Annotated in this window: 11 protein-coding genes; 8 read left to right on the forward strand and 3 right to left on the reverse strand. The window is 65.0% G+C overall.

Annotated elements, in window-relative coordinates; all coding sequences use genetic code 11:
- The first annotated feature begins 181 nt into the window (after positions 1-181).
- From ettA to gdhA, 6 genes are all read left to right on the forward strand, one after another.
- Positions 182-1,849, forward strand: coding sequence for an energy-dependent translational throttle protein EttA (ettA, locus tag P5703_RS17490; RefSeq protein WP_017245363.1), 1,668 nt, complete (start codon positions 182-184; stop codon positions 1,847-1,849).
- Positions 1,850-2,014: 165 nt separating this feature from the next.
- Positions 2,015-4,006 carry a biofilm regulation protein phosphatase SiaA gene (gene siaA / locus P5703_RS17495; RefSeq protein ID WP_279646931.1) on the forward strand — a complete coding sequence of 664 codons (1,992 nt, stop codon included), beginning with the start codon at positions 2,015-2,017 and terminating at the stop codon, positions 4,004-4,006.
- Positions 4,007-4,021: 15 nt separating this feature from the next.
- Complete coding sequence (siaB, locus tag P5703_RS17500; protein WP_014595876.1) at positions 4,022-4,564, forward strand: biofilm regulation protein kinase SiaB; 543 nt, start codon at positions 4,022-4,024, stop codon at positions 4,562-4,564.
- Positions 4,565-4,581: 17 nt separating this feature from the next.
- Positions 4,582-4,959 (forward strand): biofilm regulation phosphoprotein SiaC, encoded by a 378-nt coding sequence (siaC, locus tag P5703_RS17505; protein WP_014595875.1) that lies wholly within the window; start codon positions 4,582-4,584, stop codon positions 4,957-4,959.
- Positions 4,960-4,971: 12 nt separating this feature from the next.
- Positions 4,972-5,757, forward strand: coding sequence for a biofilm regulation diguanylate cyclase SiaD (gene siaD, locus P5703_RS17510; protein WP_017245365.1), 786 nt, complete (start codon positions 4,972-4,974; stop codon positions 5,755-5,757).
- A 279-nt stretch (positions 5,758-6,036) separates the two neighbouring features.
- Positions 6,037-7,374, forward strand: coding sequence for an NADP-specific glutamate dehydrogenase (gene gdhA, locus P5703_RS17515; RefSeq protein ID WP_017245366.1), 1,338 nt, complete (start codon positions 6,037-6,039; stop codon positions 7,372-7,374).
- A 98-nt stretch (positions 7,375-7,472) separates the two neighbouring features.
- On the opposite strand, the gene P5703_RS17520 is transcribed toward gdhA, so the two are convergent.
- Positions 7,473-8,249 carry a ferredoxin--NADP reductase gene (locus P5703_RS17520; RefSeq protein ID WP_218422265.1) on the reverse strand — a complete coding sequence of 259 codons (777 nt, stop codon included), beginning with the start codon at positions 8,247-8,249 and terminating at the stop codon, positions 7,473-7,475.
- Positions 8,250-8,342: 93 nt separating this feature from the next.
- On the opposite strand from P5703_RS17520, the gene P5703_RS17525 reads away from it, so the two are divergent.
- The gene (locus P5703_RS17525; RefSeq protein WP_285588443.1) at positions 8,343-9,470 is read left to right on the forward strand and encodes a methyltransferase; all 1,128 of its coding nucleotides are present in this window, start codon (positions 8,343-8,345) and stop codon (positions 9,468-9,470) included.
- A 12-nt stretch (positions 9,471-9,482) separates the two neighbouring features.
- Here the strand turns inward: P5703_RS17525 and P5703_RS17530 are convergent, their stop codons facing one another.
- Positions 9,483-10,538, reverse strand: a complete 1,056-nt coding sequence (locus tag P5703_RS17530) for a serine hydrolase (protein WP_279641301.1) — start codon at positions 10,536-10,538, stop codon at positions 9,483-9,485.
- Entirely contained in the window at positions 10,535-11,614 is a 1,080-nt protein-coding gene (locus P5703_RS17535) for a serine hydrolase (RefSeq protein ID WP_014595867.1), read from the reverse strand. Before P5703_RS17535 ends, P5703_RS17530 begins: the two co-directional genes overlap by 4 nt.
- Before the next feature lie 142 nt (positions 11,615-11,756).
- Here P5703_RS17535 and P5703_RS17540 point away from each other — a divergent pair, with 142 nt between their 5' ends.
- Entirely contained in the window at positions 11,757-12,995 is a 1,239-nt protein-coding gene (locus tag P5703_RS17540) for an acyltransferase family protein (RefSeq protein WP_013981828.1), read from the forward strand.
- The last annotated feature ends 119 nt before the right edge of the window (positions 12,996-13,114 follow it).

Raw genomic sequence — 13,114 nt, forward strand, 5'->3', positions numbered from 1 at the left:
TGAGCGAAAGTCATGTACAAGATGAGCAGCAGGCGCCCCGGAGCCGCCGCCGCGGCGCTGCGGCGGTTTGCCCTGACCGGTGCATTCGGGTAGCTTTGCGCCCTTTACATGCCTCCCTTTTTCCTGGCCCTCGCGGGCTCCGGGGCGGCATCCATCACCACTGTCACGGGCATCTGTTTCCATGGCTCAATACGTCTACACCATGCACCGGCTGAGCAAGGTCGTTCCGCCGAAGCGTGAGATCCTCAAGAACATTTCCCTGTCGTTCTTCCCTGGCGCCAAGATCGGCGTGCTCGGCCTGAACGGCGCCGGTAAGTCCACCCTGCTGCGCATCATGGCCGGCGTCGACACCGAGTTCGACGGCGAAGCCCGCGCCATGCCGGGGATCAATGTCGGCTACCTGCCACAGGAGCCGCAGCTCGACCCGAGCAAGACCGTTCGCGATGTGGTGGAAGAAGCCGTCAGCCAGATCAAGGACGCCCAGGCGCGCCTGGATCAGGTGTACGCCGCCTACGCCGAGCCGGACGCCGATTTCGACGCCCTGGCTGCCGAGCAGGCCAAGCTGGAGGCCATCCTGCAAGCTTCCGACGGTCACAACCTGGAGCGCCAGCTGGAAGTCGCCGCCGACGCCCTGCGCCTGCCGCCGTGGGACGCCAAGGTCGAGCACCTCTCCGGCGGCGAGAAGCGTCGCGTGGCGCTGTGTCGTCTGCTGCTGTCGGCTCCCGACATGCTGCTGCTGGACGAACCGACCAACCACCTGGACGCCGACTCGGTCGCCTGGCTGGAGCGGTTCCTCCATGACTTCCCGGGCACCGTGGTGGCCATCACCCACGACCGCTACTTCCTCGACAACGTCGCCGGCTGGATTCTCGAGCTCGACCGCGGCGCCGGCATCCCGTACGAGGGCAACTACTCCGGCTGGCTGGAAGCCAAGTCCGAGCGTCTGGCCCAGGAGTCCAAGCAGCAGTCGGCCCACGAAAAAGCCATGAAGGAAGAGCTGGAGTGGGTGCGCAAGGGCGCCAAGGCCCGCCAGGCCAAGTCCAAGGCCCGCCTGCAGCGCTTCGAGGAGATGCAGTCGCAGGAATTCCAGAAGCGCGCCGAGACCAACGAGATCTACATCCCGGCCGGCCCGCGCCTGGGCGACAAGGTCATCGAGTTCAAGAACGTGACCAAGGGCTACGGCGACCGCGTGCTGATCGACGACTTGAGCTTCAGCATGCCCAAGGGCGCCATCGTCGGCGTGATCGGTGGTAACGGCGCCGGTAAGTCGACCCTGTTCCGGATGATCATGGGCAAGGAAACCCCGGATTCGGGCAGCATCGAGATCGGCGATACCGTGCAGCTGGCCTGCGTGGATCAGAGCCGCGACGACCTGGACGGCAGCAAGACCGTGTGGGAAGCGGTGTCCGACGGACTCGACATGATCAAGATCGGCAACTACGAGGTGCCGTCGCGCGGCTACGTCGGCCGCTTCAACTTCAAGGGCGGCGACCAGCAGAAGTTCGTCAAGGATCTGTCCGGTGGTGAGCGTGGCCGCCTGCACCTGGCGCTGACCCTCAAGCAGGGTGCCAACGTGCTGCTGCTCGACGAACCGTCCAACGACCTCGACGTGGAAACCCTGCGCTCGCTGGAAGAGGCACTGCTGGACTTCCCCGGCGCCGCCATCGTGATCTCCCACGACCGCTGGTTCCTCGATCGGGTCGCCACTCATATCCTCTCCTACGAGGACGATGGCAGCGTGGTGTTCTTCGAGGGCAACTACACCGAGTACGAGGCCGATCGCAAGAAGCGCCTCGGCGATGCCGCGTCCCAGCCCCACCGCGTCAAGTACAAGAAACTGGCGCAGTAAGTCGGCATGCACACAGGAACGGAGCCAATCGGCTCCGTTCCTGCGTCAGAAACACGACAATCGACTAGTAGCAAAACGCCTTATGCCGGATAATTGCCGCCCACTCTGACCCACGGCCGGCAATCGTCTACCGCGCCACGACTTCGTGACAGGAAGGAATTTCGCATGGCAGCCCTGGGATTGCGCGGCAAATCACTGCTGGCCTTGTTGCTTACCTGCCTGCTGGCCTTCGTGTTCGCAGGCTTCATCGGCCGCGAGGCGCTGCTCGGCGTGCAGAACCGCTTCGGCGAAGCCTATGCACGCAACGTGGTGCAACTCAACCGCGAACGCCTGTTCGCGCCGGTGTCTCGCGAGCTCGCACTCGCCCAGCGCCTCGCCGCGACGCAGTTGACCCTCGCCTGGCTCAACGACGAGCGCAATCCGACCAAGCGCGAGACCTTTTTCAAGGAAGCTGCCGGTTACCAGCAAGCGCTGGGCGATCACGCCTACTTTGCCGCGTCGGCACGCAGCAACAGCTACTATTCCAACGGGCCCGACCAGGCGCCCAGCGAGACGCCGCGCTATGAAATGAGCCCGGACAATCCGCGCGACGAGTGGTTCTTCCAGACGCTCCAGGCCAATGCACCCTACGCACTCAACGTCGATCGTTCGGTGGTCACCGGCGAACTCAAGGTCTGGTTCAACGTGCAGGTACGAGATGGCGATCGGCGCCTCGGGCTGGTCGGCTCGGGCATCGGTCTGCAGGCTTTCCTCGACGACTTCATCGAGTCCAACAAGGTCGGTGTCGAGTCGATGGTGCTCGACGCCTTCGGCTCCATCCTGGTCCACCCCAACCAGAACCTCGTCACGCTGAATGCCGAGACGGCACGGGGGCGCTCGCTGTCCACCAATATCCTCGGCCTGCTCGACGACCTCAGCGCAGCGTCGGCGGTACGCCAGGCCATGGCCGAAAGCCGCGACAGTCCCGGCAGCGTGGCGACCGTTCGGGTCACGCTGGATGGCGCCCCGCGGTTGCTGGCGCTGAGCTGGATTCCGGAGCTGCAGTGGTTCGTCGCCAGCGCCGTCGACCTGAGCACCGCGCAGGTGGTCGAGGTGCGTCCGCTGCTGCCGGCCATCGGACTGTTCCTCGTGCTGTTCCTGCTGCTGATCGGCGGTGGCGCCTGGCTGGTGGAGAAGCGCGTGCTCAAGCCGCTGCGACAGCTACGCCGCAGCGCCCAGGCGCTGGCGGCCGGGCAGTACGACGCGCCGCTGCCGCTGCATCGCCAGGATGAGATCGGCGAGCTCAGTGCAGCCTTCGGCGCCATGGCACAGAAGGTGCGCAGCCACACCAGCGAGCTGGAGAACCGCGTACGCGAGCGCACCCGCGACCTGGAACAGGCCAACCGGGACATGGCCGCGGCACACAAGAAGATCGACGACTCCATCGATTACGCCAGCCTCATCCAGCGCTCGATCCTGCCGAACCGGCAGCTGGTCAGCGCCATGGGCGATCGCCATGCGGTGCTGTGGCGGCCGCGCGATGTCGTCGGTGGCGACTTCTATGTCTATCGCGCCGACGACCACGGCTGTCTGTTCGGCGTGGTCGACTGCGCCGGCCATGGCGTACCCGGCGCCCTGATGACCATGCTGGCCCATGCCGCGATCGATCAGGCACTCGGCAGCACCGGCCTGGCCGATCCGGCCGCGGCGCTGGCGCGTACCGACGCCATCGTGCGCAGCATGCTCAAGGAAGAGGATGATGCCCACGCGCTGGCCACCAACATGGACATCGGCCTGGCCTATGTCGATCTCAAGCGGCGCAAGGTGCATTATTCCGGCGCGAAGATCGCGCTGTACTACTGTGACGGCGAGGACGTTCACGAGGTCAAGGCGGCACGCCGGGCGATCGGCGACAAGCGCGTCGGCGAGTACCACAACACCAGTATCGACCTGCGGTCAGGCCGGACCTTCTACATGACCACCGACGGATTCCTCGACCAGGCCGGCGGCGACCAGGGCTACGGCTTCGGCAACAGCCGCTTCGCCAGCATGATCCGCGAGCATGCAAGGCGTCCGCTGGCTGAACAGGGCGAAGCCTTCAGCCTCGCACTGGCGCGCTATCAGGGAGAATTTCCGCAGCGCGACGACATCACGATGTTATGTTTCCGTTTCGATTGAGACAGGGAGTTGGCCATGGCCCCCATTGATATGTTCGCGATGCGCGAATGCTACAACCAGCAACAGATCATGCTGTGCTTCAACGGCCCCATCTCACGCAGCCTGATCGAAGAAATCGGCAACGCGCTGCGCAACTACATGGCCGAAGAGCAGGCACATCCATCTTCGGCGATGGACGTGTTCGCCGTGTACATCGAAATGACGCAGAACATCCGCCACTACACCCGCGAGAAGAACTGGTCCGATCAGCAGGCCGGCGCCACCGTGGTGGTTTCCCGTGATGACCAGGGCCGCTATGTCGTCTCGGCAGGCAATCTCATCGAAACCGCCGACGGTCAGGTATTGCTCAACGCTGTCGCGGAACTGGCGAAGAAAGACAAAGCCGAACTGAAGGCTCTGTACAAGGAGCAACTGCGCAAGCCACGCGACGAACACGTGGCCACCGGCGCAGGGCTGGGCCTGATCGATATCGCCCGCAAGTCCAGCGAACCCCTCAAGGCTTCGCTGCAGCCGGTCTCCGGCGAACTTTCCTTCATCAGCCTGAGCGCCGTCATCTGAATCCCAAGAGCATCCCCATGAACGACTTTTCCATCCCCGGCAGCCAGTCCACTCCCGCTATCCAGTCCGACTGGGAAAAAGGCATCGTTTCGATGCAGGGCGATTCCTACCCGGAGAATTCCTACGAACTGTTCCATCAGGTCTACGAGTGGATCGAACGCTTCCTGGGCCAGGCCAGCCACCCGCTCAGCCTCGAACTGCGCCTGCTGTACCTCAACACCAGCAGCATCAAGGCGATGATGGATATCTTCGACCTGCTCGAGGCCGCCTTCCAGGATGGCCGCCAGGTGGCGGTCAACTGGTACTACGACGTCCGCAACGAGCGCGTGGTCGAGCTGGCCGAAGAGTTCAAGGAGGACTGCACCTTTCCGTTCTCCATCCTGAGTCACGACTGACAGAAGGTCGATATGCGCGGGCCATCACCGTTAGAGCAAGAAGTAGCCAGCCTTCTCGCCGATCCACAGTTCGAAGGGCATCCACTCAAGGAAGCCCTGAGCCAGCTGTGGAGCGCCCACCACGATCTGCTCGGGCGCATCGAGCGAATCGCCCGCGTCTCCGACGGCTACCAGAGCATTGCCCGCGAGCGTGAACTGAGCCTGGCGGCGCGCTTCGACAAGCAGCTGCGCCAGCTGGAGAAGGTTGCGCGCATCTCCGATCGCTACCAGGCGATGATGCAGGATCTCAACGCCTCGCTACGCGAAGCCTCGATGCTGGACTCACTGACCGGCATCGCCAACCGCCGCCTGCTCACCGAACGCCTGCGCGAGGAAAGCGAGCGGGCCAAGCGCTACGGACGCCCGCTGGCGCTGGTCATGCTCGACATCGACCGCTTCAAGATCATCAACGATGACTACGGCCACGATGTCGGCGACCGGGTGCTGATCGAGGTGGTACGGGTGATGGAGTCGGAAATCCGCGAGCACGACCTGTGCGGCCGTTGGGGCGGCGAGGAGTTCCTGATCCTGATGCCCGAGTGCACCGCACAGATGGCGCAGACCGTCATGGGCCGCCTGGGCGCCAGCATCGCGGCGCTGGGCGTACGGGTGAACGAGGATCTGCTCGGGGTCACCGCCAGTATGGGCATCGCCGAACTGCGCCCCGAGGAAACCTATTCGAACACCATCAACCGTGCCGATCTCGCCCTGCTGCGGGCCAAGCGCAGCGGTCGCAACCGGTGCGAGCTGGCGGACTGACCGCTTCGCCCGCCACCTGCACAAAAACGATGCATTCGATGCGACATTTCAGCGCAAAGCAGGACAGCGACGGGGAAATCCTTCTCGACCTCCCTTGAAAGGCGCACCAGACAAGCGATACGCACAAAGCATCACCATCCGTTGGCGCCGCACGCCGCGCACCACATAAAGGCACCCTCCATCCACATCGCACTTCCGCGGTGCAAATCAGGTTTGTTACAGTCGCCCGCCAAAAAAATTATCAATGACTGCCAACAAGCGGTCGCCGAGGGCCTACTGATGATCGAAACCGTTGATGCCTTTCTCGCCCGACTGAAGCAACGCGACCCCCACCAACCCGAATTCCACCAGGCGGTGGAAGAAGTGGTTCGCAGCCTCTGGCCATTCCTCGAAGCCCACCCGCACTACATGCAGGCCGGCATCATCGAACGCATGGTGGAGCCGGAGCGCGCCATCATCTTCCGCGTGCCGTGGGTCGACGATCAGGGCCGCGTCCAGGTCAACCGCGGTTTCCGCATCCAGATGAACAGCGCCATCGGCCCATACAAGGGCGGCCTGCGCTTCCACCCGTCGGTAAACATCGGCGTACTCAAGTTTCTCGCCTTCGAGCAGGTCTTCAAGAACTCCCTCACCTCGCTGCCCATGGGCGGCGGCAAGGGCGGTTCGGACTTCAACCCGAAGGGCAAGAGCGACAACGAAGTGATGCGCTTCTGCCAGTCCTTCATGAGCGAGCTGTACCGCCACATCGGCGCCGACCTCGACGTGCCAGCCGGTGACATCGGCGTTGGCGGCCGCGAGATCGGTTTCCTGTTCGGCCAGTACAAGCGCCTGTCCAACCAGTTCACCTCGGTACTGACCGGCAAGGGCCTGCCCTACGGCGGCAGCCTGATCCGCCCGGAAGCCACCGGCTACGGCTGCGTGTATTTCGCCGAGGAAATGCTCAAGAGCACCCACAGCAGCTTCGATGGCAAGCGCGTGGCGATCTCCGGCTCCGGCAACGTCGCGCAGTACGCCGCGCAGAAAGTCATGGAGCTGGGCGGCCGCGTCGTCTCGCTGTCGGACTCCGGCGGCACGCTGCACTTCCCGGACGGCATGACCGACGAGCAGTGGGCCTATCTGATGGATCTGAAGAACGTCCGTCGCGGTCGTCTGGAAGAGATGGGCACGCAGTTCGGCGTGACCTTCATGGCCGACCAGCGTCCCTGGAGCCTGCCGTGCGATATCGCCCTGCCCTGCGCCACGCAGAACGAGCTGGACGGCGAAGACGCCCGCGCGCTGCTGAAGAACGGCTGCATCTGCGTGGCCGAGGGCGCCAACATGCCGTCGACCCTGGAAGCCGTGGACCTGTTCCTCGAGGCCGGCATCCTCTATGCCCCGGGCAAGGCCTCCAACGCCGGTGGTGTGGCCTGTAGCGGCCTGGAGATGAGCCAGAACGCCATGCGCCTGCACTGGACCGCCGGTGAGGTGGACACCAAGCTGCACGGCATCATGCAGTCAATCCACCACGCCTGCGTCGCCCACGGCGAGGAAAACGGCCGGATCAACTACGTCAAGGGCGCCAACATCGCCGGCTTCGTCAAGGTTGCCGATGCCATGCTGGCCCAGGGCGTCGTGTAACGGCTGCGCCGACCGGCAAGCCTCGGCCAGAAAGACAAAGCCCCCGTCGGATCGTCCGGCGGGGGCTTTTGCTTTGCGGGGCTTCCCGCAGCAATCGACTACCAGTAGTTCTCCACTGCCACCTGACCGGGCCTGCGGGTCATCGCCAGGTTCAGATCACGGGCTTTCAGTACCGCACGGGAGTCCTCGATCATCTGCGGGTTGCCGCAGAGCATGATCCGCGAATGCTCCGGCGTCAGCTGCAGATCGGCGGCGCGCTCCAGTTCGCCGTTCTCGATCAGCGTGGTGATGCGCCCATGCAGCGCGCCGGACACCCGTTCGCGCGTGACTACCGGCAGGTACAGCAGCTTCGCGCCGAGACCCTCCAGGTAGTCGCGCTGAGGCAGTTCGGCGATCAGCTGCTGATAGGCCAGTTCGCGGGCTTCGCGCACGCTGTAGACGAGAATGATGCGCTCGAAGCGCTGCCAGGCCTCGAAGTCCTGCAGGATCGACAGAAACGGGGCGATCCCGGTGCCGGTGGCCAGCAGCCAGAGGTCACGACCATCGGGAAAGCGATCCAGCGTCAGGAAGCCGAAGGCCTGCTTGTCCACCAGCAACTCGTCGCCCACCTCGAGCCGGCTCAGCTCACTGGTGAATTCGCCGTCCGGCACCACGATGGAGAAGAAATCGAGAAACTCGTCGTGCGGCGCCGATACCATGGAGTAGGCACGCCAGACAATACAGCCGCTGGGCTTGCGCACGCCGAGGCGGGCGAACTGCCCGGCGGTGAAACGAAAGCCGGGGTCGCGGCTGGTGCGCAGGGTGAACAGGTTGGGCGTCAGCGTCTGCACCTCGAGCAGGCGCTGGCGGGTGAACTTCTCTTCGCTGGCGGTCATACTTCGCTCCCTCCGAGCATCAGTGGACACTTACGTGGCGCCCCGTGAACTCTTGATACTCCTTTCCGACGCCCACAAACACCGCCAGTTCTCATGCCTATTCTCGACACCCCGTACGCCAGCCTCGACCTGATCCGCCAGCCGGAGCAGCCCAACGAGCCGTTGCAGGCCTTCGACGCCGCCGACGAATACCTGCTCGCCACGTTGCATGAACAGCGTCTGCCGGCCGCCACGCGGGTGCTGATTCTCAATGACAGCTTCGGTGCGCTGGCCTGCGCGCTGGCCGCGCATGTCGAAGTGACCAGCAGCGGCGATTCGCATCTGGCCCATCTGGCCCTGCAGAAAAACCTGGCACGCAACGACCTGCCGGCCGAACGCGTGCGTTTCGTTCCCGCCAGCGAGGTCTCCGAGGGCCCGTTCGACCGGGTGCTGATTCGCGTACCGAAGACCCTTGCCCTGCTGGAAGAACAGTTGATCCGTCTGCACGGCCAGCTGGCGCCCGGCGCGCAGGTGATCGCGGCGGCGATGATCAAGCACCTGCCGCGTGCCGCCGGTGATCTGCTGGAGCAGTACATCGGCCCGGTGCAGGCTTCGCTGGCGGTAAAGAAGGCCCGCCTGCTCAGCGCCACGCCAAGCGCGAAACCGGTACCGCGGTCGCCCTACCCGACCCGCTATCAGCTCGACCAGCCAAAACTGGAACTGCTAAACCACGCCAACCTGTTCTGTCGCGAAGGGCTGGACATCGGCACGCGCGCCTTTCTGCCGCATCTGCCCAAGGCGCTCGGCGCGCTACGTGTCGCCGACCTCGGCTGCGGCAACGGCGTGCTCGGCATCGTCTACGCGCTGGGTAACCCGCAGGCGGAGCTGACCCTGGTGGACGAGAGCTACATGGCGGTGCAGTCGGCGCGCGAGAACTGGCAGGCGATCCTCGGCGAGCGCCCGGCCGATATCCGCGCCGGCGACGGCCTGGCCGAGCAGCCGCCCGGCTCGCTGGATCTGGTGCTGTGCAATCCGCCGTTCCACCAGCAGCAGGTGGTCGGCGATTTCCTCGCCTGGCGCATGTTCACCCAGGCCAAGGCGGCACTGACCAAGGGCGGCGAGCTGTGGATCGTCGGCAATCGCCACCTCGGCTATCACCTCAAGCTCAAGCGTCTGTTCGGCAATGCCGAGCAGGTCGCCGCCACGCCGAAATTCGTGATAATCAAGGCGACCCGTCGCTAATTCACGAGCGGATCAGGGCCGACGCGCCTCGCTCAGCAACGCCTTGCTGATCGCCTGGCCGACCTGTTCGAACAGGCTGCCGGCTTCCTTGCCTTCGTCCAGGCCTTCGGCGCAGGCCACCACGACGATCGCACGGCGCTCGTCCTGCGGCTCGATCACGCCCACATGGCAGGCGCGCTCCAGCTGCGTGCCGGTCTTCTGGATGAAGGGCACGTCCTCCGGCAGCCCGGCCTCGAGCCGGTAGTTGTCATAGGAATCGAGCTTCATGAAGCCGTACAGCAGATCGCGGCTCTCGGCCGACAGCAACTCCCCGCGCACCAGTTTTTCCAGCATCGTGCCGTAGGCCACCAGGCTGCTGGAGTTGAGCTGGCGGGCGTAGTAGCGCTCGTAGGCCTGCTCCATGCTTGCCGCCTTCAACTCGTCCTGCTGCAGATTGAGTACCCGCGCCAGCGCCTCATAACGCGGCTTGCTGAACGGCGCTGAGGCCAGCTCCACCAGCTGCATGTTGTCCAGCTGGGCGGCATCGGGATGTACCTCGCCGTATACGTCGCGCCGCACCTGGGTAAAGCTGGTGATGGCCTCGAAGTCGCCGCCCATGCTCTTGCGGGTGCGCTGGTTGAGCGCATCCTCGCCGACCAGGCGGATCAGCATGTTGGCGGCCGTGTTGTCGCTTTCGATGAGCATTTCCTTGAGCAGATCGCGCAGCGAGTAATCGACGCCGTTGTCCTGCCAGACCAGATCGCCGGAGCCGTCCACCTTGTCGTCCGCCTCCAGCGTCAGCCGCTGATCGAGGCGAAACTCGTCATCGTCGACGCCCTGCAGCACGGCCAGAGCGATCGGCACCTTCACTGCCGAGCCGAGGTACCAGAAGCGCTCGGCGTCGTAGCGCAGCTCGGCGTCCTCGCCCAGATGCTTGATGTACACGCCGAGCTTGCCTGGCGACGCCTCGTCGACGCGGCGCAGCTCCTGCTCCAGCCCATCCTTCCAGGTCGCCTCGGCCTGTTCGGTGCAGGCCGTCAGGCCGGCCAGTGGCAACAGCAGTGCGCCCAACGCGATCAATCTGCTCATCTTCGAATTAACCCCGCTGCGGCGACGGCCTCGCCGGTGCCACGCAATGCCCGCTCGGCCTGGGTGGTGGAGGCCACCCCGCGCACGCAGGCGACAATGATCAGGCGCTGGGACGTCGAGTCCGCCGCGCCTGGCTGGTCCACCAGCCCGGCATCGCAGATGCGCGCGCGCTGGGTGCCGGTCTTGTGCGCGAACCCGGTGCCGGACGGCAGGCCAGCCTTGATTCGCCGCCCGCCAGTCTCGACCCGGCGCATCACGCTCAGCAGGTACTCGGTGCTCGCCGGCCCCAGCGCGGTGCCGGCATCGAGTGCCGAGAGCAGATCGCCATAGGCCTTCAGCGTGCCGGAGTTGAACGGCGTAGCGTAGTAACGCTCGTAGGCCTCGCCGAGGCTGATGGGCACCAGCGCGCTGCGCTCCACGCCGATCAGCCGCGGCAGCAAGGCCAGGCGGCCGGCGTCGTTCGGCTGCCGCTTGAGGGCGAGAAAATCCTTACCGGACAGGGTGCGCGCCGCCGGATGCAGTTCGCCGTAGATCAGCCGTCGCACATCGGCCAGGGTGGTGATCGGCCCGAAGCCCTCGGGCACCAGCTCGCGGGTGACCGCATTGACCTGCTCGATGCCGACCAGCCTGATCAGCATGTCGCTGGCGGTGTTGTCGCTGTGGATCAGCATCTGGTCCAGCAGATAGCGCACGCTCAGCGCCTTGCCCGGCGCATGGCTATTGGTCGGGCCGGCACCGTCGACATAGTCGCTGGCAAGCAGGGTCACCGGGCTGTCCAGCGTCAAGTCGTCCTGCTCGACACGGCGCATCACCGCGATGGCAATCGGCACCTTGACCGTCGAGGCCAGGTACCAGGCGTCTTCGCCGTGGTAGGAGACCGAGATGCCGGTCTGCATGTCCTTGACGTAGACGCCCAGTTGCCCTGGTGTCTGCCTGTCCACCTGCGCCAGGCGCGCCAGGAACGGGCCGCTCCATTCGATGCTGTCCTGCGCCACGGCGCGCTGGGCGAGCGACAGCGTGATCAGCAGCAGACACAGAGCGGCGAACGGTGAACGAAGCTGGGCGGGCAACAACATGGGCCTCCGGATCGAATGGTGCATTCCCCACCTATCGACCACCGGCGCTGGCGGGCGTGCGCCGGGTCCCGATTACCGGTGCAGCGCAACCGCTGGCGTCGATGCGAGTCCGATGACTATCAACCGACGCAGGAGTGGAGCAGTGGCGCGCACCGAACATTTCATCGGACTGGAGTGGCTGCGCTTTCTGCTGGCCATCTACGTCGTGCTGTTCCATACCGTGCACGCCTACGTCGAAGACGAGCCAACCTGGCTCTCGGAGCTGGCCGGCGTCGGCTTCTTCGCCACCAGCAGCTTCTTCGTCCTCTCCGGCTTTCTGCTGGCGCACGTCTATTGCCGGCAGGGCGAACTGCGCGAGCCGGCGCGGCATTTCCTCGGCAAACGCCTGGCCAACCTCTACCCGCTGCACCTGTTCTCGCTGCTGCTGACGGCCATCGTGCTGACCATCATCGCCAAGCTAGGCATTCCGCCGGACGACGCCAAGGCGAGCCTGCGCTACGTGGTCTACGACACCAACGAGGAGCTCAGCGGCGAGGCCCGCGACGCCCTCGAGTACTTCATGAACAACCGCGAGCTGGCGTTCAACTTCATTCTGCAGCTGCTGATGCTGCATGCCTGGAACCCACTGTACCTGACGTTCAACCCGCCGCTGTGGTCGATCTCCACGCTGTTCTTCTTCTACCTGTGCTTCCCGCTGCTGGCACCGCGCCTGATGCGCCTGCGCCACAAGGGCTGGTGGCTGCTGGCAATCGCCGCGCTCTACCTGCTGCCGCCGCTGTGGGCGATCCAGCAGGATGCCTACGGCATTCCCGTCACCGGCATGCTGCACCGCATGCCGCTGCTGCGGCTGCCGGAATTTCTCGCCGGCATTCTGCTCTGCGGGCTGTTCCGCGAATGGCGAGCGGCCGGCGGGCAACTCGGCATCGCAGCGCGGCTGGCACTGGGGGCCTTCGTGCTGGCGAGCTTTCTGGCCACGGTGTGGCTGCTCAAGGGCGAACGCTATTGGTATTTCCTGTTGCACAACGGCCTGCTGCTGCCGGCGCAACTGGCGCTGGTCTGGCTCTGCGCGCTGATCGCCACGCCACGCAGTGCCGCAGTGGTCGGCTGGTCACAGCGCCTGGGCGCGGCCTCGTTGCCGCTGTTCGTGCTGCATGTGCCGGTGTTCATCCTCTTCTCGCGCTCGGAGAAGCTGCTCGGGGCGGTGTCGGCCGAATGCCTCGAGGACTGGGCCGATTGCGTGGCTCAGGCGGGGGAACTGGCGCTGACGCCAGCCTTCTATCCGCTGTATCTGGGATTGTGCATCGTGGTGTGCGTGCTGGCGCAGGAGCGAGCGGTGGTGCCGGTGAGGCAGTTCCTGCTGAGGCGGGTATTGAAGGTTTGATGCAGGGGCGCGTGAAGTCGCATGCCCACGCGCGCCAGAAAAAGCGAAGAAAGATCGCGACCGAAAACCTACAGGCACACTCGGACCCCATTCCCCGTCAGGAGGCCGAGCGTAGGCCC

The sequence above is a fragment of the Stutzerimonas sp. FeSN7 genome (genome assembly GCF_030263795.1).
GTDB classification, from domain to species: Bacteria; Pseudomonadota; Gammaproteobacteria; order Pseudomonadales; family Pseudomonadaceae; genus Stutzerimonas; species Stutzerimonas stutzeri.